Annotated in this window: 23 protein-coding genes and 1 riboswitch; of the genes, 16 read left to right on the top strand and 7 right to left on the bottom strand. The window is 40.4% G+C overall.

Annotated elements, in window-relative coordinates; translation table 11 throughout:
• Positions 1-146 precede the first annotated feature (146 nt).
• Positions 147-250, bottom strand: a riboswitch (SAM riboswitch).
• Positions 251-337: 87 nt separating this feature from the next.
• Complete coding sequence (locus WKR92_RS00800) at positions 338-925, bottom strand: hypothetical protein (RefSeq protein ID WP_375555940.1); 588 nt, start codon at positions 923-925, stop codon at positions 338-340.
• Positions 912-1,409, bottom strand: coding sequence for an RNA polymerase sigma factor (locus WKR92_RS00795; protein WP_375555939.1), 498 nt, complete (start codon positions 1,407-1,409; stop codon positions 912-914). Before WKR92_RS00795 ends, WKR92_RS00800 begins: the two co-directional genes overlap by 14 nt.
• 525 nt (positions 1,410-1,934) lie before the next feature.
• Between WKR92_RS00795 and WKR92_RS00790 the strand changes: the two genes are divergently transcribed.
• The gene (locus WKR92_RS00790; RefSeq protein WP_375555938.1) at positions 1,935-3,950 is read left to right on the top strand and encodes a BCCT family transporter; all 2,016 of its coding nucleotides are present in this window, start codon (positions 1,935-1,937) and stop codon (positions 3,948-3,950) included.
• Between the two features lie 14 nt (positions 3,951-3,964).
• Here WKR92_RS00790 and WKR92_RS00785 read toward each other — a convergent pair whose 3' ends face one another.
• On the bottom strand, positions 3,965-4,810 hold the full coding sequence (locus tag WKR92_RS00785; RefSeq protein ID WP_375555937.1) for a universal stress protein: 846 nt from the start codon (positions 4,808-4,810) through the stop codon (positions 3,965-3,967).
• A gap of 370 nt (positions 4,811-5,180) precedes the next feature.
• On the opposite strand from WKR92_RS00785, the gene WKR92_RS00780 reads away from it, so the two are divergent.
• The 8 genes from WKR92_RS00780 to WKR92_RS00745 all read left to right on the top strand — a co-directional run bounded on the left by WKR92_RS00780 (position 5,181) and on the right by WKR92_RS00745 (position 10,996).
• Positions 5,181-6,032, top strand: a complete 852-nt coding sequence (locus tag WKR92_RS00780) for a mechanosensitive ion channel family protein (protein WP_375555936.1) — start codon at positions 5,181-5,183, stop codon at positions 6,030-6,032.
• 85 nt (positions 6,033-6,117) lie between these two features.
• Positions 6,118-6,339, top strand: a complete 222-nt coding sequence (locus WKR92_RS00775; RefSeq protein ID WP_375555935.1) for a DUF7010 family protein — start codon at positions 6,118-6,120, stop codon at positions 6,337-6,339.
• Entirely contained in the window at positions 6,336-6,830 is a 495-nt protein-coding gene (locus WKR92_RS00770; protein WP_375555934.1) for a hypothetical protein, read from the top strand. Before WKR92_RS00775 ends, WKR92_RS00770 begins: the two co-directional genes overlap by 4 nt.
• Positions 6,831-6,835: 5 nt before the next feature.
• Positions 6,836-7,804 carry a WD40 repeat domain-containing protein gene (locus tag WKR92_RS00765; RefSeq protein ID WP_375555933.1) on the top strand — a complete coding sequence of 323 codons (969 nt, stop codon included), beginning with the start codon at positions 6,836-6,838 and terminating at the stop codon, positions 7,802-7,804.
• Positions 7,805-7,855: 51 nt separating this feature from the next.
• A complete protein-coding gene (locus WKR92_RS00760; protein ID WP_375555932.1) occupies positions 7,856-8,074 on the top strand; it encodes a hypothetical protein in 219 nt (72 codons plus the stop codon).
• Between the two features lie 86 nt (positions 8,075-8,160).
• A complete protein-coding gene (locus WKR92_RS00755) occupies positions 8,161-8,481 on the top strand; it encodes a hypothetical protein (RefSeq protein ID WP_375555931.1) in 321 nt (106 codons plus the stop codon).
• A 35-nt stretch (positions 8,482-8,516) separates the two neighbouring features.
• Positions 8,517-9,695, top strand: coding sequence for a Na+/H+ antiporter NhaA (gene nhaA, locus WKR92_RS00750; RefSeq protein ID WP_375555930.1), 1,179 nt, complete (start codon positions 8,517-8,519; stop codon positions 9,693-9,695).
• Positions 9,695-10,996, top strand: coding sequence for a DUF389 domain-containing protein (locus tag WKR92_RS00745; RefSeq protein WP_375555929.1), 1,302 nt, complete (start codon positions 9,695-9,697; stop codon positions 10,994-10,996). Before nhaA ends, WKR92_RS00745 begins: the two co-directional genes overlap by 1 nt.
• Before the next feature lie 17 nt (positions 10,997-11,013).
• Here the strand turns inward: WKR92_RS00745 and WKR92_RS00740 are convergent, their stop codons facing one another.
• From WKR92_RS00740 to WKR92_RS00725, 4 genes are all read right to left on the bottom strand, one after another.
• Complete coding sequence (locus WKR92_RS00740; protein ID WP_375555928.1) at positions 11,014-12,432, bottom strand: alanine/glycine:cation symporter family protein; 1,419 nt, start codon at positions 12,430-12,432, stop codon at positions 11,014-11,016.
• A 320-nt stretch (positions 12,433-12,752) separates the two neighbouring features.
• A complete protein-coding gene (gene pdxH, locus WKR92_RS00735; protein WP_375555927.1) occupies positions 12,753-13,424 on the bottom strand; it encodes a pyridoxamine 5'-phosphate oxidase in 672 nt (223 codons plus the stop codon).
• 42 nt (positions 13,425-13,466) lie between these two features.
• Positions 13,467-14,573 (bottom strand): alanine racemase, encoded by a 1,107-nt coding sequence (locus WKR92_RS00730; protein ID WP_375555926.1) that lies wholly within the window; start codon positions 14,571-14,573, stop codon positions 13,467-13,469.
• A complete protein-coding gene (locus WKR92_RS00725; RefSeq protein WP_375555925.1) occupies positions 14,573-15,022 on the bottom strand; it encodes a GNAT family N-acetyltransferase in 450 nt (149 codons plus the stop codon). Before WKR92_RS00725 ends, WKR92_RS00730 begins: the two co-directional genes overlap by 1 nt.
• A gap of 209 nt (positions 15,023-15,231) precedes the next feature.
• On the opposite strand from WKR92_RS00725, the gene WKR92_RS00720 reads away from it, so the two are divergent.
• The 7 genes from WKR92_RS00720 (at position 15,232) to WKR92_RS00690 (ending at position 26,635) form a co-directional block, all read left to right on the top strand.
• On the top strand, positions 15,232-16,242 hold the full coding sequence (locus WKR92_RS00720) for a LacI family DNA-binding transcriptional regulator (protein ID WP_375555924.1): 1,011 nt from the start codon (positions 15,232-15,234) through the stop codon (positions 16,240-16,242).
• Positions 16,243-16,568: 326 nt separating this feature from the next.
• Positions 16,569-19,550: a SusC/RagA family TonB-linked outer membrane protein gene (locus WKR92_RS00715; RefSeq protein ID WP_375555923.1), complete on the top strand. Its 2,982-nt coding sequence runs from the start codon at positions 16,569-16,571 to the stop codon at positions 19,548-19,550.
• A gap of 18 nt (positions 19,551-19,568) precedes the next feature.
• Positions 19,569-21,131 carry a RagB/SusD family nutrient uptake outer membrane protein gene (locus tag WKR92_RS00710; RefSeq protein WP_375555922.1) on the top strand — a complete coding sequence of 521 codons (1,563 nt, stop codon included), beginning with the start codon at positions 19,569-19,571 and terminating at the stop codon, positions 21,129-21,131.
• A gap of 12 nt (positions 21,132-21,143) precedes the next feature.
• Entirely contained in the window at positions 21,144-22,136 is a 993-nt protein-coding gene (locus tag WKR92_RS00705; RefSeq protein WP_375555921.1) for a cadherin repeat domain-containing protein, read from the top strand.
• Positions 22,137-22,204: 68 nt separating this feature from the next.
• The gene (gene pgmB / locus WKR92_RS00700) at positions 22,205-22,891 is read left to right on the top strand and encodes a beta-phosphoglucomutase (protein WP_375555920.1); all 687 of its coding nucleotides are present in this window, start codon (positions 22,205-22,207) and stop codon (positions 22,889-22,891) included.
• A 15-nt stretch (positions 22,892-22,906) separates the two neighbouring features.
• The gene (locus WKR92_RS00695) at positions 22,907-25,225 is read left to right on the top strand and encodes a family 65 glycosyl hydrolase domain-containing protein (protein WP_375555919.1); all 2,319 of its coding nucleotides are present in this window, start codon (positions 22,907-22,909) and stop codon (positions 25,223-25,225) included.
• A 48-nt stretch (positions 25,226-25,273) separates the two neighbouring features.
• Entirely contained in the window at positions 25,274-26,635 is a 1,362-nt protein-coding gene (locus WKR92_RS00690; RefSeq protein WP_375555918.1) for an MFS transporter, read from the top strand.

Raw genomic sequence — 26,635 nt, 5'->3', positions numbered from 1 at the left:
TTCCCAAATTTAACAATAGCAGTTTGGGGTAGGTTGAGATGAGCTGCACATTCGGTATGTACATCCGACTGTAAGAGGGTGTTGCCTAAGCGCGTAATGACTTGGCGAATTTTGGGAAGAAATGTTCGTTGTTTTCATGTCTTATTAATTTATATTTTCCCGTTAATTCGGGACAGGAATTGGCACCTTTTCCGTTCAGATGGTTGCCAGTGGTTCATCGAGCCAGTCTCTCGCCACTTCTTTATAAATCAAGACTCATCGTGAGTAATGATCAAGTCCTTTTATCAAGGCACTTGGCAAATATACAATCCATTATTGGATTTGCAAAATTGTTTTATCAAAATTGTTCGCAAACTCTTTCTAAATTATCAATTATTTCCTGCAATCGTTGCGATTCTCTGTTATTATAGTGCTTCATGAATACAAATTGACAAAGCACTACCCACAAGATAGAAACAGCAACATAGATGATCAGCTCCCAGAACGGGAGAACATAATACATCTCAAATGCGAAAAGGCCGAGCGCAACGCTGATTAGTACTACGTAGGTTTGATATGTTTTTGTATTCAATTTAGATCGAGATCTTTTATAATCTCTTAGATCCTGTATGAATTCTTTGGGCTTCTTTAAGAGTGAGCTCGATTTGTTAATACGCAGATAGTCATTAATCTGAATCCGAAGGTAAAATATCAGACAAGCAATAACAATAATCATAGCCAGATGTGAGGTCCAAGTAACAAAGGTTGCCGTGATCCAAATGGTGAAAATCGTCACGAACGCCAATGCGACAATAACTGTTTGCATTAATAGGCGCATTTCATATTTGCGCTTCTGTTGTGCAATTTTCTTGCAAACACGTTCAATATGAATCGGCTCGGTTGGCTGTACTTTCCACAGCTTCTTTATCTCATCAAAATCTTTCATATCGATTATATAAATGTGTTAATTTCGCTTTGATACGATGTATCTTAACACGCAAGTTCCCTTCAGATATGCCTGAAATTTCAGCTATTTCAGGATAAGGCACTTCGTCTAGCACCATTGTTATAATAATTCTTTCATTCTCTTCCAGCTGAGCGATACATTTGTAGAGCTGTTCCACCTGTTCTTCTTTTTCAGAAACCGTATCTGCAACCGTTTGGATAATATGTTCGTTCAGCTCATCAGCTATTTTTTTCTTTTCAACACGGAGGTGAGACAAACAGGTATTAATGGCGATCCGATATATCCAGGTGGATATCTGCGATTGGTTTCTGAAGTTATCCAGATTTTGCCATACCTTGATAAATGTCTCCTGCATCAAGTCATTAGCCAGATCACTACTTCCGGTATACCCATAGCATAAATGGAAAATCCTTTCCGAATTTTTTTCGAACAATTCCTGAAATAGTGCTTCCTTATTATCCATTCTTTCCATTTAGAGCGAGCAAAGCAAGATTTGTTACAGCTGATGTTCGGTCTAAGCTAGTTATTTATTTTATTTAAATTCTCTCAAGACCTTGTTCGGATTCATAGGTGAATTTTTACTGAATTATTTGCTAATATATCCCTATTTTCGTCGATTTATACGAGAGCAACAGGGAATTAATAGATAATTAATTGCTAAATACCGTTTACAAGGGTCTTACCAAGGTACCCGAAGGTGATTTTTGTTTTTCATTGTGGTCGCGTTGATTTTGCGCACTTATTAAGGGTCGACATTGCTTAATCTGGTGTAAGTTCGAGAAATGAACGCTTTATCAATTGTGAAACCATTGCTCCCGATAACGCTATAAAGAAATCGTTATCTGTTCTATGTAAATTTATACTATTTTATTAATTTGGGATCTATGCGTAATTGGTTTGGAAAACACGTTTTAGACTTTTTCGTTTTAATTTTATTTTGAGGATGTTTCCGACAATTTTTGGCTGCGGAAGAGACAATTAAGAAAACATGATAAAATTTTCAAGGGTAAGAACCACGTTAAGCGGAGCAGTTGTAATTCCCAGTTTGATTTTCATTTTGGGCATTTGTTTGTTGTCTGCTATTTTTCCTCAATTCACAGAGAGTCTTCTCAATATCATCAAAGACTTCATCTTCGTGAATCTAAATTATGTGTATGTCTGGTCTGTAACGATCTTTGTTCTGTTTTTGATCTATCTTATGTTCAGCAGATACGGCAATATCCGATTAGGGAAAAATAATAGTAGGCCTGATTACTCTTTTTTTTCATGGATATCCATGCTATTTGCTGCGGGGATGGGTATTGGACTGATGTATTTTAGTGTCGCCGAACCCATGCAGCATTATTCCAATGAAGTGTTTTCTGGCAATACGGCTACCCAGCGTGCCAAAGATGCACAGCTGTATACTTTTTTCCACTGGGGAATTCATGCTTGGGCAATCTATGGTGTTGTAGGGCTGTCTCTGGCATATTTTGCATACCGATACCGGTTGCCACTTTCTTTACGGAGCTGTTTTTATCCTTTGCTGAAAGATAAGATCAAAGGAACCTGGGGTAATACTATCGATGTTTTCGCTCTTTGTAGTACATTTTTTGGTATTACGACAACGTTGGGTTTTGGTGTTGTTCAGGTCAACTCTGGGCTGGAAACACTGGGTGTTCTACCCGATAGCAATTTTATTTATCAGGTAGTGATTGTCGTGGTATTGGTATCACTTTCTATTATATCGGCTGTGAGTGGAGTGGATAAAGGGGTAAAGGTTCTAAGTGGTATAAATATCGTAGGGGTTGTTGTGCTTTTGTTATTTGTCTTAGTTCTGGGGCCCACCGTTTATTTGATAGGAAGCTTCACGGAGGGCATCGGGATATATATCAATGAGTTTTTCAGTCTCACGTTTAATACCCATGTGTACGACTCGAATACACAATCTTGGTTTTACGACTGGACGATACTATATTGGGCGTGGTGGATTTCTTGGTCACCTTATGTGGGGTTATTTATTGCTAAGATCTCTAAAGGACGGACAATACGAGAGTTCGTAGCGGCAGTTTTAATCATACCGACCTTATTTAACTTTATCTGGATGTCTGTTTTCGGGAATAGCGCGATATGGTTCGACCTGAACGTTGCCAATGGGGCGTTGAGTCAGCTCGCTACCAGTCCGGATGCCTTGATGTTTCGTTTTTTGGAATACTTGCCTTTAACCGAAATGGTAAGTTTTTTGGTTATTGCAATCATCATCGTGTTTTTTGTCACTTCTGCTGATTCTGGTATGTTCGTAATGAACAGTATTGCTACAAAAAATGCCAGAATTTCGCCTAAGTGGCAAACGATTGGATGGGGTATTTTGCTTGCCACGCTTGCACTGATGCTGCTGAATGCAGGGGGACTTAATGCTTTACAGAGCATGACGTTGATAACAGCTTTGCCGTTCTCTGTTATTATGTTGCTGTTTATCGTTAGTTTGGTTAAAGCTCTTTCCATTGATAGGGATTATTATGAACGGGCTTTTTCGGAAACAACCGTTCCTTGGTCTGGTGATTCGTGGAAGGAACGCTTGAAGCAGATCATCTCATTCAATGATAAGGAATCTATTGATAAATTTATAGACACGATAGTAAAAGATGCATTTTCTGAGCTGCAGAAAGAGCTTGCTGAAAATAATATTGAAGCCATGGTGAACTTTAAGGAGAATCCACACAGGGTGGAGATTGAAGTTCCATATGATATTGTGAACAACTTTGTCTACGGTATAAAAAATGAATCAAGAATAATAGCAAACTATTTACTTGATGAAGACAATCTGCCTGATATAGAGGAACGCCACGTTTTTTTTCCAGAGTCTTATTTTGGGGATGATCGAGAAGGATACGATGTTCAGCTTTTTACAAAAAAAGAATTGATATCCGATGTGTTGAAACACTATGAACGATTCCTCGAAATGGTTTCCGAAGAGCGTAACAGAATGTTTATTAGCAGGGATGCTCACCAAAGGTTAAGGTAAGGAGGAGCGGAATGTCATTCTGTGTCTTCTGAAGTGAGCAGAACAGGAGTCTGGGCATTGAGAATAATCGCTTTCGCCAGGCTTTTATGCAGAAGCTTTTCAAAAAAAGGACGAGAGTCGATTAGGGTAATCAATATCATATCGGCCTTCAGACGGCTCGAAATCTGATTAATAGATTCTATGTTTTCAGGAACGTGCATTATTTCCGCAGACAAACTATTTATTCCCACTTCTTTTTCCAACGTAGTCCTCCATTGTGTTAGAGTCAACAGATCGTCATCCGTTGGCGTATCCTTTCCTTCATGTATATGAACAAGTGTACAAGAGGCAAGTACTCCACCAAACAACTCGTCAAAGCTTTTGAGGCTCTTGATATCGCCCTGTTGATAGTCAGTAAAGAAGACGATATTTTCCAGCTTAAAAGAGCTGGTTTGCTCCGGGACAATCAATAAAGGACGTGACACGTCCCTAGCAACGTCGTAAGTGTTATTGCCTAGTAAATCCAGTCGAGCTCCAGAGACTCCATGAGCCCCCATAACGACTAGACATATATTTTCTTTTTGGATGTAATGATTGACCGCCTCGACGAGGTTATTTCGGGTGACACTTGATGTTACTGGTATGTTCAAGTTCGTTCCCAACTTATCTATAAATTCGGATAACTCTTTTTCTGCATTAATTTTAGCTTGTTGCTCATCTTTCTGGTTGGCCGAGGAACTCTGGAAAGCAGAGGTAAACGGTTGATAAGCATGGAGAATATGGACACGAGCCTGCATTTTACGAGCTAACTCTAGACTATAACGTGTAGCTATGAGCGAATTGTTGGAAAAGTCTGTGAGTGACAAAATAGTCTGATTCATATCTTATTCTCTTGTTTTTTTAAAAGCTATATTGCTGGTATTTTACGATTCTGACAAAAATACAAAGGCTCAACGGAATTGACAAGTAATAAACCATAAACCAAAAAAAGAGACGAAACCGTTTGCCAAAAGTTAATTCAGTCATCTACTATTGTAAAATAGTGAATGGATTTGTGAAACTAAAGTTTATTCAACTTTAAAAGTTGTAGATAAATATTCTTTTATTATATTAGAAATAGCTCGGTTTTTTTACGGTTTTTTCTATAAATCTTTCCGTAAATCGTGTGCCGGACTAAAGAAAGCGCATCGTGGCTGGCGCTTTTATATATTGATAAAGATAGATATTTCTTGATTTAAACAACTCAAAACAATGGACAATTTAAAACTAAATGGCATGGAACAACATTGGAACGATTTTTTATCTTCTGCAATTTCCTGGGCTCCACGGATTATCACCGCAATTATTTCTGCATTGCTAATATATATAATAGGTGCTTGGATTATCAAGTTTATTAATCGAGTTGCCGCAAAAACCTTTGAGAAACGACATATGGAAATTTCTCTCCAGCGTTTTCTTTTAAATTTGATTAAGTGGGGGTTAAATATATTATTATTTATTATCGTGGTGACACAGCTTGGCGTGCAAACTTCTGCGTTTGTAGCCATAATCGGTGCAGCGGGTTTAGCTGTGGGGCTGGCTCTACAAGGATCGCTGGCGAACTTTGCTGGAGGGGTACTCATTTTGTTGCTCAAGCCTTTTAAGATAGGTGATTATATTTCCGCTGATTCGGGTGTATCTGGAACCGTGCAAGAAATCGATATTTTTAATACCAAACTTACTACGCCTCAAAACCAATTGGTTGTCGTCCCAAATGGCGAGCTGTCTAACAGCAGTATAACCAATTATACGAACTTAGGGACACGCAGAACGTGGTTTGATATTGGTGTTTCCTACAGTGCTAATTTGGGACAGGCAAAGGATATTTTATTGGAGGTAATAAGTAAAAATGAATATGCTTTTAAAGATCCCGCGCCTCAAGTAGTCGTAACAAGTCTTGGCGATAGCGCGATAAATTTATCGATTAGGGCAACAACGTCTAACGAGCACTTTTGGACCATGAATGAGCAATTGATTATTGATTGTAAGGAGGCTCTTGATAGTGCAGGAATTGAAATTCCGTTCCCGCAACAAGATGTTTATGTTCGTCAAAACACGCCTTAACTATTCTCGTTATACGCCAGCGAAGTTTTTCGTTTTTTTTGCATTTAAAGTCATGCTCCTTTTTTGAGGTATCAGAAGGATTATATTGTCATTTTTGTTATCTTTGGCAGCTTATTTTCATAAATATGCTTGGTTTTACGATGAGGCGGGATACGCTGTCGCATCAATATTAATTTCAATAGGTTCATTTATTATAGCCTTATTCTTTGACTCAACAATGAGTTGGCTAATTCCACTGTTCACATCCATATCTCTATTTACTTTAGCGATATCTATTTTTATAAGATTGAAAAAAATAAAAAAATGAAGAATAGAACGTTATGCATTCTCCTATTTTTTAACCTGCTGGTTACCGGATGTCTGGTAATATATATAGTAAAAAACAATCATGTTGAGGTCGATTTGTCAAATGAAGTCTTAAAAGTCAGAGGGCTCATTGTAACTGACTCTATTGGTGTTGAACGCATTATTATTGGAACGCATCTTCCACCGGCACAATCGTTTGGTTACAGGTTTTATAGAGGCGATAACTCGGGTGTCTCTGGCGTGATGCTTTATGATCACGAGGGGCAAGAAAGGGGAGGTTATGTAACTGATGACTCTTATGGGAATGTGTTTCTAACTCTAGATTCGAAAATTTCACAGCGCGTGTTATTTATGGCTGAACCCCAAGGTGCAGCTAACCTAAAAATGTGGGGTAAAAATGGCAATCAAATCAATCTAGGCACTTCCGACATGAATATTTGGATGGATGTTTCAGACAATGGGAAGAATCAAAGTTTAATCGAAAGCAAATAATACGAATGAAACTACATAAAATTATTTTACTATTGTCTCTTTGTGTGCTTCTTACCAATTGTAAGCAAAAGGTTACGGTTAAAAAACATAAAGTCACGAGTATAAACCCGATAGCTTACACCGATGTTATTTTCAAAGCAGGTCGTGACACGGTTTTTGTTTCCACTTTCGACGGGAAAATATATCAGCTCGTTAATGAAAACAATAACAAAAAACAAATAGCTGCGATTGGTGATGAAATCTACGACTTAGCTTATCATGCCGAAAAAAATGAGCTTTATGCAGCTACCTTAAATTCTGGTATTGTAATTATCAATGTGCTCAACGGAGCGGTTATTGATAAATTACCGATAAAGGAAACTTGGGCTTATCAAATCTGCTTCAATACACAAAATGGTATCTTAGCTACGTTCGACTTTAAAGGTAACCACTATGTATGGGATACGAATAATGATTTTAGGAAGTTGGACACACCTGATGACTTAAAGCGAATGTCCCCAAAGTACATAGCGGATAACGGCGACATTTATTTTGATGGACTGGGTAAACTTATTTCTTGGAACTATAGAACAAACAACATCAAACAAAGTCAAATTAATGGTAAGATCGCTGACGTGGATGATAACAGAAACGTTTTGATCATGGGCGGCAAAGAATTTGCTTTCTATGATACGAGAGAAGACAGCATAATTTACACGAGGTCTCATCCCAATTGGCCAATTTATGTTCCACAGCAAGACAGTATTGTCAATATCCCTTTAAGCTTGGAAGTTCTTTTTGGTTTAACAAGCAATAAATCTATATATACTCTTGGTTTGGATAAATCTATTCGCGAATGGAATAAATGGTCGGGTAGGTTAATCAAAACCTACTCAAAGCATAGAGGGACTCCAAGTGGTATGGATATAACGGCGGATGAGTCTCAATTGGTTACTGTCGATCTTTTAGGAAAAATCCATTTTTGGAACCTGTAAGATTGTATTGTAAGTTGTAATATAGGTGCCGCCATCTTAACTTTGCACTTTATGGGTAACGAAGAAAATCAATCTGTTTTTAAGGAAGTAACAAAAATGGTTAAGGGTGCTGTTGGTCGGTTTGCAGGGTGGCTTATGCCAAATCCGAATGATCACTGGGCGATCCAAGTCTTGAAGAGTATAGCCAAAATACCAGTAGTTCTTTTACTAGTTTTATGTTCCCCGGTTTTAATTGTGATTTTATTAATAATTTTTCTAATTGCGCTGTGATTATAGGAGTTAAAGAAATGTTTCTGCGATGGTGGTTTTTTATAGCTTTAAGCGTTGCGCTCATACATCAGGTTCTACAAAAAATATTGAATATCCAAATACAGGTTGTCGATTCCTATCTTGATCCACTTTTGTTTTTGCCGATATTACTTCAACTAATGCTTTTTGAACGCCGCTACCTGTTTGAAAAAGACGCTCAATATGTTTTCTCCTGGTATCAGATATTAATGGTGGTTTTTGTTGTATCCATTGTTTGTGAAGTTTTGTTCCCACTTTGGAATCCAGCATTTACTGCAGACTATATAGACGCGATTTGTTATCTGATAGGAGGTGTGATATTTGGTGTTTTTTTTAATACAACATCTGAGTCTGGTTTAATTCCTATGCTTCCGATAGTCAAGTTTTAATAAAATAATTAACCTTATTTTGATATATTTGTTAGATGAAACAAGTGATCAACTTAAAGGCATTTCCTAATTTTTTAAAGCACGAATCAGCAGGGGGAATCATTCTTTTCTTCTGTGTTGTTATCTCATTAATTATTGCCAATACGCCTTTAGGTATCGGGTTTAATAACTTGCTTGAGACCCAGATTGGGTTCAATACTGAGTCTGTCCATTTAGAATATTCACTTGCATTGTGGATAAATGATGGGTTAATGGCAATATTTTTCCTTTTGGTTGGTCTTGAGATTAAACGAGAATTAGTTGAAGGAGAATTAGCCTCACCTAAGAAAGCTGCTCTACCAATTATTTGTGCTCTTGGCGGGGCGTTGATACCTGCGACGATTTACATGTTTCTTAATAATGATACTCCTACTGCCAACGGGTGGGGAATACCGATGGCTACAGATATTGCATTCGCTTTGGCAGTGATAACAATGCTTGGCAAGACTGTTCCCGCATCATTAAAAATATTTTTAGCAGCATTGGCGATTGTTGACGACTTATTAGCGATTTTGGTTATCGCTTTATTCTATTCTTCTGATTTAGATTTTACTTACCTAGCCTACGCAGGAGCAATATTATTACTTTTGGTTCTTTTCAATTATTTTGGGGTTAAAAGTATCGTCTGTTATTTGATCCCAGGCGTATTTATATGGTATTTCGTTCACCATTCAGGTATTCATGCCACTATAGCTGGCGTGTTGACAGCTTTGACGCTTCCAACGACGCCAGATGCTACCGAATCACCACTAGAAAAATTGGAGCATATATTAACTAAACCCGTAAATTTCCTTATAATTCCTGTTTTTGCCTTGGCTAACACCAATATTCGTTTTGAAGCCGGCATGGTCGAAGGTCTTTTTTCAAATTTGGGTATGGGAATCGTACTCGGTTTAATCATTGGCAAACCTGTCGGAATACTATTGTTATCTTGGCTTTCTGTTAAGGGTAAGATATGTCAGCTCCCCCAAGGTGCTAATTGGATACATATAGTTGGAGTTGGTCTGTTGGCCGGTATTGGTTTTACGATGTCTATATTTATCGCCTTACTGTCTTTTGCTGACCCTGATTTAATATCGATTGCTAAATTTGCAATTTTAACTGCTTCTGTTTTGTCAGGGGGAATTGGGTTTATATTGTTGAAAATGACCGGACGAAAACAAAGTTTATCATAATGAACAAGTTGTTTCGTAGGTTTAATATCCGTTCAGAGCAAGAGGATTACGAAGTGATCCACAGCGTAATGGAAAGCGGGATAGTTTTCAAAGGTACTAATCTTTGGATATTAATATTTGCAATTTTTATCGCTTGTGTAGGATTGAACGTAAATTCGACAGCAGTGATTATTGGAGCCATGTTAATATCACCCCTTATGGGTCCGATTATTGGGATGGGCTATAGTCTTGCAACCTATGACTTTACCTTGTTAAAGAAATCAGGTTCTAATTTTGGTTTTGCTGTTGCTTCAGGACTTGTTACTTCTACACTCTATTTCCTAATCACTCCCATAAATGAGGCTCATTCTGAGCTTTTGGCTAGAACTCAGCCCAACATATACGATGTTTTAATTGCGTTATTTGGTGGGTTAGCGGGAATAATAGCCATGTCCAGTAAAATCAAAGGAAATATTATTCCGGGAGTTGCCATCGCAACTGCATTAATGCCGCCACTTTGTACGGCAGGTTATGGGCTGGCAACAGCCAGTTGGAGTTATTTTTTAGGGGCTTTTTATTTATTTACCATTAACACGGTATTTATTGGGGCGGCTACACTAATAACAGTTCGGCTTCTAAAGTTTCCTGTCATCACTTATACGGATGAAAAGAAAAAAATCAAAGCAAATAGATGGGTTACCGTTATTGCTTTAATGACCATGATCCCTAGCATCTATTTCGGTTACATCATGGTTCAGCAAGAAAACTACAATCAGAACGCTACGTCTTTTATTAACAACGAGTCGTTTATTGAGGGTGATTACTTGCTTCAGTCTGATATTAATCCGGCAGCTAAGAAAATCTCGCTCGTGTACGGTGGAAAAGCCATTACTGATAGTGAAAAAGAAGAGATGCAAGACAAATTGGCTTTCTATGGGTTAAAAGGAACGGATCTGGAAATTCGACTTGGTTTTGAAATCGGTGACACGGAGTTGAAAACTTCTATTCAGGATAAAACCATCACAGAGTTAAATCGCCTTCGATTAGACTTAGCAAATAACCAGGCAAAATTAGACAGTATTTCGAACAATAATGAATTGGCACGAGCAGTCTTTCATGAGATTAGCGCACTTTTTCCACAAATTATTGCGTGTTCAGTCGGAGAGCAATTGTTTTTTACGGACTCTCTTACAACCCCTTATTATCTTGTCGTTGTGGATACGGCTACTGAACCATTGACTGAAACTGATCAAATAAAATTAAAGTCATGGCTGGCTACCCGTTTAAAAGCAGATTCAATACAACTATTTGTTGCGAACTAAGATTTTTGAGTTAATACCTACCACTCGCTGGTGTTTTTGATGTCCTTATGATCATCTGCTTTGTAAACTGGATCCTTTCCTTCTTTTCGTTGCCTTTGATAATCTCTCCATAGGTTCATTGCAGGTTTCCTCAGTAGTAAAAGTGCAATAACATTCAGCCAGGCCATTAACCCAACCCCAATATCGCCAAGCGTCCATGCCGCCTTAGCTGTTTTAATGGATCCATAATAAGTGGCGGCCAAAAGAAAAATCCTTAATAACCAAACTAGCCAACGTCTATTTCTCTTATTGAGATAGCTCAAATTTGTTTCTGCTATGTAATAATAAGCCATGATGGTCGTAAACGCAAAAAATAATAAAGAAATCGCTATAAAAGCACTTCCTAACCTCGGAAAATGGTGACTAACAGCATGTTGTGTATATTCAGCACCGATAGACACATTCGGTATGTTTTCAATCAAGAATCCTCCCTCAGGATCAACAATATTATATTGGCCAGTAAAAAGGATCATAAACGCAGTTGCGGTGCAGACAAATAATGTATCTACATACACGGAAAACGCCTGTACCAGACCTTGCTTTACGGGGTGACTAACTTCTGCGGCAGACGCAGCGTGAGGAGCTGTCCCTTGCCCTGCTTCGTTTGAATAGATACCGCGTTTTACACCCCATGCAATCGCCATACCGAATACCCCAGCGGTAGCGGGCTCTAATTTGAATGCTGATCTAAAAATAAGTGCGAGTACATCGGGGATTTGTTGGATATTCATGGCTATAATAACAACTGACATGAGAATATATGCGGCAGCCATAAAGGGCACAATAACTTCTGCAACCTTTCCTATGCGCTTCACGCCACCAAAAATGATCAATGCCAAAAAAAGAACAATAGCAATTCCTGTGAACTCGACAGGAAAGTCGAAAGCATTATTCATACTAAGTGCGATACTGTTACTTTGAACGCCTGGTAAAAACACGGCTGTACTGATAATCGTTACAATAGCAAACAGCATCGCATACCATCTTATTCCCAGGCCTTTTTCGATATAAAATGCTGGTCCACCTCTATACTGTCCGTTGTTAACCTGTTTATACAGTTGTCCCAGCGTGGCTTCAATAAAAGCGGAAGCACTGCCTAAAAATGCGATTATCCACATCCAAAAGATTGCACCTGGACCACCCATGGCAATAGCGATTGCTACGCCCGCGATGTTTCCTGTTCCGACTCTTCCTGAAATAGCGATAGCGAATGCTTGAAAAGATGTTACACCTTTTTTAGATGGTTTTCCCGAGAAAAGCAGTTTGATCATTTCTTTTAGATAACTGACCTGTAAAAACCGAGTTTTGAAAGAAAAATAAATCCCAGCGCCCAAGCATAGTATAACTAAGGCATTACTCCATACGATGGCATTAACTTTACTTATGATTTCCTCCATATACTAGATAATATTTGATAAACTCAACTGTGATTTGGGAATTTACTAATTAGGATGGTTTTAAGGTAAGTAAAAATATAAGACTTTGAAAAAAAAATGTTAAAAGTACTGATATCTACCAATTGAGGTAAGGGGAGAGCGGGCTTAACACAAAAAAGAAAGGCTCCCAAACGGGGAGAATGGGAACCTTTACTAACCAATTATAAACCTAATCATCGATTAGCAAATATAATGCCTGTTAATTTTCAACTATGCCGAAAGGTAGATTGTATTGATTATATTACAATAAATGGAGGTGAAATCGAAATAGTTGTCAATATTTACGGCGATATGCGGAAAATTTCCCATTTGTCAGTGTCATTTTTGTAGACAATCCTGTCATGTAGTCTTTTTGCTCCACCTTGCCAGAACTCTAACTGTAGAGGTTTTACACAATAGCCTCCCCAATAGTCAGGGAGTGGAACCTCTGAATCTTTGTATTTATCTTCAAGCTCTGTCAGTTTTTCTTCGATAACCTCGCGACTGTCAATTCGGACACTCTGATGAGAAGCCAGTGCGCCAAGCTGACTTCCTCGCGGTCGCGAATGGAAATAGGTTTCGGATTCTTCAAAAGAGATTTTTTCTACGGTTCCTTGTACACGAACCTGTCGTTCAAGTTCCGGCCAAAAGAAGAGGAGCGATACTTTCTTGTTTTCGGCAATTTCTTTGCCTTTTTGACTATCGTAGTTGGTGAAAAAGACGAAACCCCGGTCGTCAATATGTTTCAATAGCACGGTTCGTGCGTTTGGCTGTCCATCAGCCGTCGCCGTCGCCAGTGTCATGGCGTTTGGTTCCATTACCTCGGAATGAAGAGCTTCATTGAACCAGGTAATAAACTGTTGGATAGGATCTTGATTAACCTGGGTTTCGTGTAGTTCAGATTTTATGTAATCTGTGCGGATAGTATGAAGTTCTGAGACAGTAGGCGACTTGTCGCTATCGGGGTGTTTCATGTTCACTATATTTTAGAGAAATTACTGTCAAAAGTAACTTTTCTAATTTTGATGAGCAAGTTGAAATACCTTAATCTCTTCCTCAAATTTCTTGTCGACGTAATTGGAATTCATAAGTCGCAGTAAACCCATGTAGTCTACTTTAAACTCAATCAGATCGCCAACCTTAAGCTTTTGCTCATTGACTCCCAAGTCTATCACAATCATGTCAGAGCTAGCACCTGCAATTTCCATGGACTTGTCGATCGGGTCCAAATGATCTACTTCTATGTCAAGCAAACCCACATCTACAATAGCTCGGTATGACTTGTTGCCAAGATTGCTCTGATCGAATGTTGGCGTGTCACCTGTCAGGTTGACACCAAACTCTCCGGTAGGAACCATAGGTTTCTCGGTTAGTTCAATGATCTCTGCACAGAGCTTGAAAACGTCATTATGCATGAAATCAAAAACCTTGTTATGATATACGTCGGTGCCAAAGTATAACGTTTCTCCAACCCGGAAATGGTTGATTCCTTTAGGAAGGATCCCCTTGGTAATGAGCGGTATGGTAACGGAGGTGCCACCAGACACATAAGGTATTTTTCGATTAAATTTACTCTCTACTAATTGTTTGTAAAGGCATAACTGAACTAATTTGTCCTGATTGGGTAATACGCCATACATGCAAGTAAGGTTAGTTCCTAAACCAACCACCTCGATGTTGGGAAGCTTGAAAATCTTTGAATAGAAGTCCACGAATTGATCTCCCATAACGCCTTCACGGAGTTCGCCGAGCTCAATCATGACAACGATCTTATGAACCTTTCCTAGTTCCTTCGCGGTTAGTGAAAGTAATTTAATGGTTTCATACTCGGTGTTAAAACTAATATCGGCAGCTTCTACAATGCGCACCACGTTGCCTTTTGCAGGAGGTTTAATGTAGATTGTCTCGATATTCGGATTGATCTTTTTTATCATCTCTAGGTTCTGTAACCTTGAATCACATATTTGTTTGACACCTAGATTTATGATTTCTTTAAGATACTTTTCATTTCCGCAAAGCATTTTGGCTACAACCGACCACTCGATGTTATTTCGCTTAAATAACTGTTGAAGTTGTTCGTAGTTATAGCGAAGTTTTTCTTTATTTAGTGTAATAAAGGCCATTATTGATCCTCCTTTACAAGCCTCATTTCGAGGTATTTATTGGTAAAGCCAAGTCTTTCGTATAGCTTCTTAGCAGGATTATCAGGTTCCACATGCAGTGCAATATCACCGGTGGTAGTTTCAATGGCTTTCTGCATCAGTTCTTTACCAATTCCTTTTCCCCGATGTTCTTTGTCTGTGGCTATATACACCAATATGTTTGCGGGAATGTATTCGTCCATGCCCGTTTTATTAATGACAACGACGCCACATAAGTTTCCATGCAAATTTGCAGTAAGGACATGGCCGCCTAAACTCCCTTGCTCGCCGAGTGCGTAATTAATCGCTTTCTCGATAGAACTTTCGGGGTCGCCATACTGTTCCAAGCTTTTATAAAGAAAAGATATGATCTGTTGTTTTTCGGATGCGGTTAACTGATTGTTTTTATTAAATTCTTTTATTTCAATCATTCTGTATGTTTTCTCTCCGGACGGAGAATTAATAAAACCCTTGATGTTTCATCTGCTAGTAGGGTTTTAATTCTATAAGATTATTACAAAATTACGAAAAAAGGAGGCAAATTCAATATATTTCACCATTTTTTGGGTAATGTGTAGCTTTTTGTCTTATTTTTGGACGGTTACTGATGTAACAGAAAGCTTACTCGAAAAGCCTAGAAATGGAACCTATTAATATCAAGCAGCTCGCTGAAAAACTGAATCTATCAACGTCCACTGTGTCTCGTGCGTTTCGAGGTAATAGTGATATCAATCCTAAGACCAAGGAGCGTATTCTGGCCATGGCTAAGGAATTGAATTATCAACCCAATCATTTGGCGAGTAACCTCAGGGAAAAGAAAAGCAGGACCATCGCCGTGATCGTTCCCGAAATTGCTAACAATTTCTTTTCCAGGGCTATAAATGGTATCGAACGAATAGCGCGGGAAAATGGTTATCATATTTTGATTTACTTAACAAATGACGATTTTCAGAAGGAAATTGATTTTATCATGAGTTTGCAGAGCGGGCGCGTGGACGGAATCGTTATGTCGGTAACCGGTGAGGCTAATGATCATAGCTATATGCATAAAATCAGGAAACGCAGCCTGCCGATCGTGTTTTTTGACCGAATTTACGAAGATGTTGATAATTCTAAAATCACAACAAACGACTATGAGAGCAGCTACCAAGCCACGAAGCACTTGATAGAGCAGGGCTGTAAGAAGGTGGCCTATTTGGTCGTGAACAAGCTGCTGTCGATTGGTAAGAAACGTATGCAGGGCTATGTCGATGCTTTGAAAGATGCTGGAATACCGTTTCAGGACGAGCTGGTGATCGATTGTACCAATCGGATGGATGAAAATAAAACTTTGTTGAAGGATGTTTTTACAAAGATCAAACCGGACGGTGTCTTTGCTTCGGTAGAGCGACTAGCGCTAGCTAGTTATTACGTCTGCCATGATCTCGGGATTGAAATAGGCGCCGACTTGAAAGTCATTTCATTTTCGAGCCTTGAAATTGCCCGATTATTAAATCCGGCGCTGTCCACTATTTTGCAACCATCATACCTGATGGGAGAGGAGGCTGCGAAACTGTTGTTTCGAAGGATCAACAGTCCTGAGAATAATGATGTCAACGAGGCGATCGAGTTAAAATCTGAATTGATCTTCAGGAAATCTACCCTCGGATAGCGATTTTCTGTTACAATTATTGCTGCATATAGGAGTTTGGCCGAAAGTTATTAACATCTATGAAGTCTACTTGTTGTAAGTTGCTGTGAATTTTATATTTGCTGGTTATCTCTATTTATTGCATTTTTAAATGTTTAAGCAGTGATTTAAGTTTAAAAGTTGAATATGCTTAGTGTTATTTTTACACATTTAAGAATAAATTGGAAATCGCAAAAATGTGGATAACTTCTGGTGTTTTGGTTTTGTTTCGGGAACGTTCCCGACTATATTTGTTTCAATGTGCGATTGTAAACGCTCATTATAAACCCTATTTAACCAAATATCATATGGAAAGAATCTACTTAAAAAAGACGTTTCTTTTACTTGTTCTTTTTATTTGTTCGTTAAGCTTATATGCACAAAATGGACAGATAAGTGGACAGGTCTTGGATGAAAATCGCCAGCCGCTTCCCGGTGTGACGATTGGCGTCGACGGAACAACGATAGGTACGGCGACCGACGCAGACGGTGTGTATACGCTTACTGGCGTACCTCTCGGAATGCAGACTTTGACATTCAACTTTATCGGTTATCAAGAATCAAAGCAAAGCGTTAATGTGGAAGCTAATACGCAGCTTAATGTCGAAATGGTGCCTGTTGCGGAGGCATTAACGGAGGTAGTTGTTATCGGTTATGGTACTCAGCGAAAAAGTGATTTAACCGGTTCGGTAAGTAGCGTAACGGCAGAAGACTTTAACAAGGGTGTTGTGGCAACGCCAGATCAATTACTTCAAGGCAAGGTGCCGGGATTGACTATTACTCGTTCAGGAGGTGACCCGACCGCAGGCGCTACGATCCAGTTGCGTGGCCCTTCATCTTTGACAGCTTCGACAGCACCTTTTTACGTGATCGACGGGGTGCCGGGTGCTAATATCGACCTGGTTTCGCCAGACGACATTGTTTCCATGGACGTGATGAAGGATGCATCATCGACAGCGATATATGGTTCCCGCGCTGCGAATGGAGTTATTTTCGTAACAACGAAGCGTGGTAAAGCTGGAAAACCAGTGTTATCATACAGCGGCTATGCTGCTACGGAAAGCGTTTCAAGTCGCGTTAATGTTTTGAGTGCCGACGAGTACACACAGTTTCTTGCAGATAACGGGTTAAGCGTTTCTGAAAGTGAAGCGGGTGCGAAAACCGATTGGCAAGATGCAATTACCCGTACGGGTGTTTCTCACAATCACAACGTTTCTTTAACAGGCGGGAGTGAGGGTACACGCTACAATGCTTCGGTGAATTATTTCAAAAACGAAGGTATTGTAAAGCGTAGTGATATAGAGCGTATAGTTTCTCGTTTGGGGGTAGATCAAAATGCTTTTGATGACCGTTTGCGTTTGTCACTAAATGTGGCTAACAGTATCATTAGTTCCAATCATGTTGACTACGGAATTTTCAATGGTGCCGCGCGCTTCGTTCCGGTATCACCTATCATGACCGATGATCCATTCTATTCACAATATGGGGGTTACTTTCAAGTTCCTGGCCGTACAGGTTATATGAACCCGGTAGCTATGCTGAATCAGCGTGATGAAAATCGCAACAGAAATATTTTGTTGGCTACGGTGAAAGCGGAGCTTGATATTATAGAGGACTTAACCTGGACAAATATAGGTTCTTACCAGCGCCAGAATAGCGACAGAAACTATTATATGCATACAACTGATTTTGCATCAAATGCATTGGGAGTTGGTTATGCTGAGCGTGACAATTTGAAGAATACGGATAAGATTTTGGAGTCATTCTTAAATTACGACAAGAGCATCAACGAACACAGCTTTAATGCGATGGTGGGTTATTCATATCAGCGGACAATCGACAATGACGGTGTGAGGCTGAGAACCACAGGTTTCTTATCGGACGATTTGGGTGCAAATAATCCTGATGCAGCTACTCCGCCAGTAGGATATCGTCATTTCGCGGATTACCCATGGAAATTAGAATCACTACTTATTTCGTTCTACGGTCGTATTGGGTACAACTACAATGGTAAATACATGATCAATGCAACCGTTCGCCGGGATGGTTCTTCGAAGTTTGGTGCGAACAACCGTTGGGCAACCTTTCCATCCGTTTCAGCAGCTTGGCGCATCAGTGAGGAAGCTTTTTTAAAGGATCAAGATATCTTAAGCGATTTGAAACTTCGCGCCGGTTATGGTGTATCAGGAAATCAGAACATCGATCCGTATAAATCGATTACCATCTTCGGACAGCAGGGTGGTCAGTTTATGTATAACGGTGAATGGCTGAATAGCTACGGTGTTAACCAAAACCCGAATCCGGACTTGAAGTGGGAAACGACATCCATGCTGAATATTGGTTTGGATTTTGCATTCTTGAATGGACGTTTAAACGGTACGGTTGAATATTATAATAAGGAAACCGAAGATTTACTTTATGAATATTCAGTGCCAACACCGCCTTATCAGCACGATCGTCTTCTCGCAAACGGTGCAACGATGACAAACAAAGGAGTAGAAGTTGCTTTAAGTGCTCTGGCTATTGATAAAGAAGATTTTACTTGGAATACATCAGTGAACTTCGCGCATAACCAAAACCGAGTTGGTAATCTATCGAGTAATATTGGTAATCTAAGTGTATCTGAGCGCTATGAAGGATCTATTGGCTTGGAAGGCTGGACTGGTCAAACCGTCGCCATCGTCCTACCAGGTCAGCCTGTAGGTACTTTTTATACGGCTAAGTACGTTGGTTACGATGAAGAAGCTCAAAAAACAATTTATCAGAATACGGAGGGAGAATTGGTAACAGCCGATCAGATTACTGCGCGTGACGATTATCAAGTGATGGGTTATGCACTTCCTAAGTTTACTTATGGATGGAACAACTCGTTTAGCTACAAACAATTTGATTTGGGCTTTTTCTTCCGCGGTGTGTACGGCAATAAAATCTTTAATGCCACTCGTGCGGATCTATCACGATTACCGCAAGCTGGAATTACCAATATTTCAAAAGACGCTATGGAGGAAGGTATCTTCGAAACACCGACCATCGCTTCGAGTCGTTTCTTAGAAGACGGTTCTTTCTTACGATTGGAGAATGCGACTATCGGCTATACGTTTGATGTTAGTAACTGGAGGTTCTTCAATAGTGCGAGAATTTACTTGACGGGTCAGAATCTGTTTACAGTCACAGATTACACAGGTGTAGACCCAGAGGTAAATCTAGGCGGGCTGGCTCCGGGGATTGACGATCGTAATTACTATCCAAAAACAAGATCCTTCTTGTTGGGAATTAACGTGAACTTTTAATTATAAAACGGATAGAAAATGAAAACCTATATAAAGAAATTTAGTTTATTGACAGCTGGTCTACTTCTGGCTTTTAGCCAGTCATGTACCAAGTTTGACGATAAGATGTACTCAGCTTATACGGAGGATAATTTTCCGAAAACACCAGCGCAGTTTGTGGCCTTAACAGGTCCGGTTTATACAGCTGCAAGAGGATACTTCGGAGATTATTTTGATCTGCAGACAGCAGGTTCTGATGAAGTGGTGATCCCTACACGCGGAGGAGACTGGTTTGATGGTGGTAAGTGGCGTGATATGCACTTCCACACATGGTCATCATCTCATGAAGTAGTTGGGAATGCCTGGAATTGGGGCTTTAATGCTATCGGTACGTGTAACCGTATCCTAAGTATTTTTGAACAGACGGAAGAGTCTGATCTGAAGACACAGACCATGGCTGAGATCAAGACAATGCGAGCTTGGTACTACTATTTGATGATGGATGCCTATGGTAATCTACCATTGGTAACTACATTCGACGATCGGGCGGATTTACCCGAAACGCAGAGTCGTGCAGATATCTACAATTTTATCGCAACAGAATTGGAAGAAAACTTACAGTACTTGAGCGAAGAGAAGTCGGAGCAGACTTATGCCAGACCAACCAAATGGATGGCGCATACGCTCTTGGCTAAACTGTATTTAAATGCCGAGGTATATACAGGTACCCCTCAATGGGATAAAGTGGTAACACATGCCAATGCGGTCATAGAATCAGGTAGATACAGCTTGGAGAGTGATTATTTTGCACAATTTATGCCAGATAATGGTCCGGCGAATACAGAGCCTATTTTCTCTATCCCCTTTGATCCGGCTCGTGCAACAGGAAACCAGCTTTTCAATAAAGTATTGCATTACGGCCATCGCTTAACCTATGGCTTGAGTGTAAATACATGGAATGGATGGAGTGCACAACCGGCATATTTCGATCTTTTTGATGAAGACGATTACCGTACGAAACAGTGGCTTTATGGTCAGCAGTACGACGCTACTGGGCAACCTTTGGTGTTCAATGGAGTAAACGTTATTTTAGATCCTTATGGTTATGAATTGGTTGATGGTTCTGAATTCGACATTGGTGGTGATGATAACATCGGACGATTGGCAGGTGCAAGGAATGTTAAATATTATCCGGATAAAAATCAAGTTAGTAATAACGCAGGTAATGATGTCGTGGTTTATCGCTTGGCAGATGTATATCTGATGAAAGCAGAAGCGATATTGCGCGGTGCCGGTAATGGTACGGTTACTGAGGCTGTGGATTTGGTGAATCAAATACGGGCAAGAGCTTTTCCTGGAGATGCTAGCGAGTTATACACTGCTGCAAGTTTGAACTTAGATGCCATCTATACTGAACGAGCACTTGAATTAACCTTTGAAGTAACGCGACGGACCGACATGATCCGTTTTGAACATTGGGAGGATGCAATGTTATTTAAACCGGCTAATCCAAGTGAGACATACAAGCGAATCTTCCCTGTTCCACAAGATGCTCTAAATACCAATGAAAATTTAGATCCAAATCCGGGATATACGAATTAAAATCAGATCAAAATGAAACGAAAATATTTAAATTTATATAGATCGCTTTTCCTGATGCTCGTGGGGCTACTGGCTTTTTCTTCCTGTAAGAAAGTAGAGCATGGAATCGACGAGTCGATCGTGTCGATCAGCAATACTACACCATCCAGCGCACTTTTAGGTAGCACGGTTGAAGTCGGGTTGGTTGCAAACAATGTAACTAGTCTTACCCTTTCGGTTGTTCCAGCCGGAGGAGGGGAAAGTATTTATTCTGCAACGATTGATAATCCAGAGAACAAACACATCTTGACTCATGAAATTGCTGTGCCGGCTGACGATGCTTGGTTAGGTGAACATCTCATCCAAGTTGTCTATGCAATAGGCGGTACCAACGTGGAAAAGACAAAGGCTATTACCTTTACCGAAGGAGATCCGGTATTCTTCCTCGTTGGTGGATCAACCGGTGCCGGTTGGGAACCATCGGCGGCTATTCCGATGAGAATGTACACCGACGGTGACGATGATGTCAGCAAAGACAAGTTTGAAATCTTTGTCTACCTAGTGGCTGAGGACGGTGGATTTAAGTTCTTGCCGACGCAAGGTGGCTGGGACGGAGCTTTAGGTGATGGTGGCGATGGGATGCTGAGCGATGAAGAAGGTGGTGCTAACCTAATGGTAACGGAAGATGGTTTCTACCGTCTGCGGATGAACCGGGAAGCATTAACCTATGAGGCTCTAAAAACTGAATGGGGAATTATAGGAGACGCTACCGCCGGAGGCTGGGATGCTGATACGGATATGGAGTTTGAAGGTGGAAAAGGTAGTTATACATGGACCATCACGACGAACCTTACTGCGGGTGAATTGAAGTTTAGAGCAAATGACGATTGGGCTATTAACCTGGGCGGTGCCGTAGGGAACCTAAGCTTTGATGGTGATAATATAGCAATTGCGGATGCTGGTAGTTATACAATCAGTCTGCATATGGAGCCATCCGGTTATAAAGCGGAAATCAATAAAAATTAATTTCATAGTTCTAGGTACTTCAGGATATCCGTCCTGAAGTACCTTTTATTTCACGAGACTATTTTTTTATGAAGGTTCGGGAACGTTCCCAGAAAATCAATACCTGTATTTTTGATTTAGACGGCGTGTTGGTTGATACAGCAAGCTACCACTTTCTGGCATGGAAGCGCTTGGCTAATAGTTTGGGTTTTGACTTCAGCGAAAGTGATAATGAGCGGTTGAAAGGGGTGAACAGGATGTCATCCTTAAAGATGATTCTCGACTGGGCGGGACTATCTAAGAATGAGAATGAAAGGAGCTTGCTTGCTGAACAAAAGAACGATTGGTACAAAACGATGATCAGGACGATGAATTCGAGTAACCTTTTGCCTGGTACGGAAGCGTTCTTAGAGGAACTTGCTTGTTCAGACTATCACTTGGCTGTTGGGTCGGCGAGCAAGAACGCTGAAGCTATTTTACAGAAAACGGGGATCCGACATTACTTTGAAGTTGTGGTGGACGGGAATATGGTTTCCAAATCTAAACCTAATCCTCTGGTATTTTTGAAAGCTGCTGAATTACTGTTTGTTGACCCTAAGGCCTGTGCTGTGTTCGAGGATGCGCAGGCCGGTGTTGAAGCGGCGCTGCGTGCGGGAATGAAGGTGATCGGCGTTGCTGAGTCAGCGAACTTATTGGGTGCCCATGGTTATGTGACAGGTTTGTCCGAAATGAATATTGAAAGACTAGAATCGATTATAAACGGGACACCATTATAGAGGAAGTGCATCATTATGAAGGAATATTTAAAAGGAGATGAGTGGAATATTGTCGAAGAGGGTTTTAATCCTGATTTCAACAAAATCTCTGAAAGTATATTTAGTTTAGGAAACGGCCGATTTGGCCAGCGTGCTAACTTCGAGGAGTTTTACTCTGGAGAAAGTCTGCAAGGGAATTATGTAGCGGGAGTTTACTATCCGGACAAAACCAAGGTGGGATGGTGGAAGAATGGATACCCTGAGTACTTCGCCAAAGTACTTAACTCAATCAACTGGATTGAGATAGATATTAAGGTGGGAGATGAGCGTTTGGATCTTGCTACTAGTAAGATATTGGATTTTAAGCGGACTCTCCATATGAAGGAGGGCTATCTAGAACGCCAAGCATCGGTGCAGTTACCTTCGGGTAAACAGGTAAAGATTCATGCACAGCGGTTTTGCAGCATAGCCAACGATCGACTTGCTGCGGTACAATATACAGTTACTCCTCTGAATTTTGACGGAACGATCGAAGTGTCTTTGGGCTTAGACGGTGATGTACGAAATGCAGATGCAAATTATGATGAGCATTTTTGGGAACCGGTTACTCGTGTTGAACAGGACGACTGTCGATACCTGACGATGCGGACAAAAAAGACGGCTTTTGACGTATCGACCGCATTTTATTATCGTGCCTATAGAAATGGTACTTTGTTTCAGCCTGTTGCTGAGTCGCTTACCCGCGAACAATATGTTGGTTACAAACTACAGATAGATGTGCGTGAAGGAGAGGAAATCACGCTATGTAAGATTATTGCCTTGCTGAGTTCGTTGAATGTGGCAAAAGATGATCTATTTAATGAATCGCAAGCCGCTCTTGCATCAACAAAAGCAAATAGTTATGACGATCTGTTTATGGATCATAAACGGGCGTGGATAAAGAAATGGGCAGAAAGTGATCTAGTTATTAAAGGTGACATCTCAGCACAGCAAGCGATTCGCTTCAATATCTTCCAACTTAATCAAACCTATACCGGAGAGGATCCACGTCTAAATATCGGACCTAAAGGCTTCACCGGCGAAAAGTATGGTGGTGCTACTCACTGGGATACAGAGGCTTATTGCATACCCTATTATCTAAGAACAGCTGATAGTCGAGTTGCTAAAAACTTGTTGCTGTATCGTTATCATCATCTGCAAAAGGCGATTGAGAACGGTGAAAAACTAGGATTTACGGATGGGGCAGCACTGTACCCGATGGTAACGATGAATGGCGAAGAATGTCATAATGAGTGGGAGATTACCTTTGAGGAAATTCATCGGAATGGCTCCATAGCCTATGCGATATACAACTATGTGAATTATACAGGCGATCGACGTTATTTGGCTGACTACGGGATGGATGTGCTGATTGCTATCGCGAGATTCTGGAAACAGCGTGTCAACTGGAGCGAGGAAAAACAAGCCTACGTGATCTTGGGAGTCACCGGTCCGAATGAATACGAAAACAATGTAAATAACAATTGGTACACAAATACCATCGCAATATGGTGCATGAAGTATACGATGGAGGTGCTAAGGGAACTTGAAGCGGAGTCTCCCAGCGATTATCAAAATATACTGGTTCGTACGCAGTTGGATATTGAAAGGGAGACGGGCGACTGGAAACAGATTGTTGACAGGATGTATTTGCCGGAAAACAAGGAATTGGGAATTTTTCTGCAGCAAGATGGGTTTATGGATAAGGAACAGACGCTGGTAAGCGATTTGGATTCAAAGCACAGGCCACTAAATCAACACTGGAGCTGGGATCGGATCCTTCGTTCTGTTTTCATTAAGCAAGCAGATGTATTACAGGGTCTTTATTTTTTTGAAGACCAATTTGACTTGGAAACTATTCGACGCAATTTCGACTTCTATGAAAGTAGAACGGTACATGAAAGCTCGTTATCGCCTTGTGTGCATGCTATTTTGGCTGCCAAACTGAATAAAGAGGACAAGGCATATGATCTATATTTCCGAACGGCCCGTTTGGATCTGGATGATTATAATAATGATACCGAGGATGGCTTGCACATCACATCAATGGCGGGAACTTGGATGAGTGTGGTTGAAGGCTTTGCAGGAATGAGGGTGAGAGGCAACAGCGTGTATTTTTCGCCCATGTTACCAAAACAATGGGATTCTTATTCCTTTATGATGAATTTTAGGGACATCGTATTCCAAGTTGAGATTTCTAGCGAGGGTATCAAAGTATCCAATACGAATGCAGAGAAAGATCTGTCCGTACATGCATTTAACCGATATCATGAAGTTAAGGCGTCATCGCAGATTAAAATTGTAAATAAACAATAGGAGAATGCGGAAAAAATAGCATATTAAGGATCCAAGCTATAAATTACAATGACTAAGCAACCAGTTAAAAAACCTCTTCTGTCGTTTTGGCAAATATGGAATATGAGTTTCGGATTCTTGGGAATTCAGTTTGGCTTTGCTCTCCAAAACGGGAATGCTTCTCGGATTTTGCAGGCCTACGGTGCTGATATTGAGCATTTATCTCTTTTTTGGTTAGCTGCCCCACTTACCGGGATGATTATTCAACCCTTGGTTGGTCATTATAGTGATCGGACTTGGACGCGACTTGGAAGGCGGCGACCCTTTATCTTAGGGGGAGCGTTATTTGCCGCTATTGCATTGATTTTAATGCCAAACGCCGGACAGTTGTTCGCTATTGCCGTTCCGCCGTTGATGATTGGCGCTGGTATGCTCATGATTATGGATGCCTCCTTTAATGTTGCAATGGAGCCCTTTCGTGCTTTGGTTGCTGATAATTTGTCGAGTAAACAACGAAGTCTCGGCTTTTCGATTCAAACCTGTTTGATCGGAATTGGTGCGGTTCTGGGTTCTGCTTTACCCTATTTGTTGGCAGAATATCTTGGGGTGTCTAAAACGGCAGCCGAAGGTTATATCCCTGATAATGTCATTTATTCATTTTATGCGGGTGCCACCGTGATGTTGATTGCCTTAGGGTGGACCGTGCTGAAGACGAAGGAGTATAACGACGAAGAGTTGGCCGACTTCCATCCAGATATCGTACGAGAAGAGGAGCGCGCTAAGGGGCTAAAGCATATTTTTAAAGATTTCGCAGCAATGCCTACAGCGATGAAACAACTGGGATTGGTTCAGTTTTTTTCTTGGTTTGCATTATTCTCGATGTGGGTATTTTCAACTCCGGCTATCGCCCAACATGTGTATGGTTTAAGTGCATCTGATACCTCATCACTAGGATATGCAGATGCGGCCAATTGGGTTGGTATCCTATTTGGAATCTACAATGGTGTGTCTGCATTGTTTGCCTTAATGCTACCGTCGATAGCTAAAAGGATTGGTCAAAAGGCTACTCATGCGGCATCGCTGACAGCGGGAGGAATCGGATTGATATCTGTTTTTTTTATAAGTGACCCATCGCTGCTAATTGTATCTATGATAGGAGTGGGTTTTGCATGGGGAAGTATTCTCGCAATGCCCTATGCGATTCTGGCCGATTCAATTCCACCTTATAAAATGGGAGTCTACATGGGGCTCTTTAACTTCTTTATAACCTTTCCTCAGATTGTCAATGGTTTTTTAGGTGGATGGATCGTGAAGGAATTTTTTGGTGGCGAGGCTATTTATGCAATTGTATTAGCAGGGGTTGCAATGCTCATGGCTGCCATTGCCGTATTATTTGTTCGTGATGAAAAATCGCAATTCAAAACAAATTAA

This window comes from Albibacterium profundi, from assembly GCF_042159835.1.
In the GTDB taxonomy this organism is placed as follows: Bacteria; Bacteroidota; Bacteroidia; order Sphingobacteriales; family Sphingobacteriaceae; genus Albibacterium; species Albibacterium profundi.
The sequence above is the reverse complement of the archived record's forward strand: the minus strand, read 5'-3'. Positions and strand labels throughout refer to the sequence as shown.

Coding starts and splice junctions, on each gene's coding strand:
- WKR92_RS00800 (WP_375555940.1), bottom strand. CDS start 925: ATGAAAGATTTTGATGAGATAAAGAAGCTGTGGAAAGTACAGCCAACC.
- WKR92_RS00795 (WP_375555939.1), bottom strand. CDS start 1,409: ATGGATAATAAGGAAGCACTATTTCAGGAATTGTTCGAAAAAAATTCG.
- WKR92_RS00790 (WP_375555938.1), top strand. CDS start 1,935: ATGATAAAATTTTCAAGGGTAAGAACCACGTTAAGCGGAGCAGTTGTA.
- WKR92_RS00785 (WP_375555937.1), bottom strand. CDS start 4,810: ATGAATCAGACTATTTTGTCACTCACAGACTTTTCCAACAATTCGCTC.
- WKR92_RS00780 (WP_375555936.1), top strand. CDS start 5,181: ATGGACAATTTAAAACTAAATGGCATGGAACAACATTGGAACGATTTT.
- WKR92_RS00770 (WP_375555934.1), top strand. CDS start 6,336: ATGAAGAATAGAACGTTATGCATTCTCCTATTTTTTAACCTGCTGGTT.
- WKR92_RS00765 (WP_375555933.1), top strand. CDS start 6,836: ATGAAACTACATAAAATTATTTTACTATTGTCTCTTTGTGTGCTTCTT.
- WKR92_RS00760 (WP_375555932.1), top strand. CDS start 7,856: ATGGGTAACGAAGAAAATCAATCTGTTTTTAAGGAAGTAACAAAAATG.
- nhaA (WP_375555930.1), top strand. CDS start 8,517: ATGAAACAAGTGATCAACTTAAAGGCATTTCCTAATTTTTTAAAGCAC.
- WKR92_RS00745 (WP_375555929.1), top strand. CDS start 9,695: ATGAACAAGTTGTTTCGTAGGTTTAATATCCGTTCAGAGCAAGAGGAT.
- WKR92_RS00740 (WP_375555928.1), bottom strand. CDS start 12,432: ATGGAGGAAATCATAAGTAAAGTTAATGCCATCGTATGGAGTAATGCC.
- pdxH (WP_375555927.1), bottom strand. CDS start 13,424: ATGAAACACCCCGATAGCGACAAGTCGCCTACTGTCTCAGAACTTCAT.
- WKR92_RS00730 (WP_375555926.1), bottom strand. CDS start 14,573: ATGGCCTTTATTACACTAAATAAAGAAAAACTTCGCTATAACTACGAA.
- WKR92_RS00725 (WP_375555925.1), bottom strand. CDS start 15,022: ATGATTGAAATAAAAGAATTTAATAAAAACAATCAGTTAACCGCATCC.
- WKR92_RS00720 (WP_375555924.1), top strand. CDS start 15,232: ATGGAACCTATTAATATCAAGCAGCTCGCTGAAAAACTGAATCTATCA.
- WKR92_RS00715 (WP_375555923.1), top strand. CDS start 16,569: ATGGAAAGAATCTACTTAAAAAAGACGTTTCTTTTACTTGTTCTTTTT.
- WKR92_RS00710 (WP_375555922.1), top strand. CDS start 19,569: ATGAAAACCTATATAAAGAAATTTAGTTTATTGACAGCTGGTCTACTT.
- WKR92_RS00705 (WP_375555921.1), top strand. CDS start 21,144: ATGAAACGAAAATATTTAAATTTATATAGATCGCTTTTCCTGATGCTC.
- pgmB (WP_375555920.1), top strand. CDS start 22,205: ATGAAGGTTCGGGAACGTTCCCAGAAAATCAATACCTGTATTTTTGAT.
- WKR92_RS00695 (WP_375555919.1), top strand. CDS start 22,907: ATGAAGGAATATTTAAAAGGAGATGAGTGGAATATTGTCGAAGAGGGT.
- WKR92_RS00690 (WP_375555918.1), top strand. CDS start 25,274: ATGACTAAGCAACCAGTTAAAAAACCTCTTCTGTCGTTTTGGCAAATA.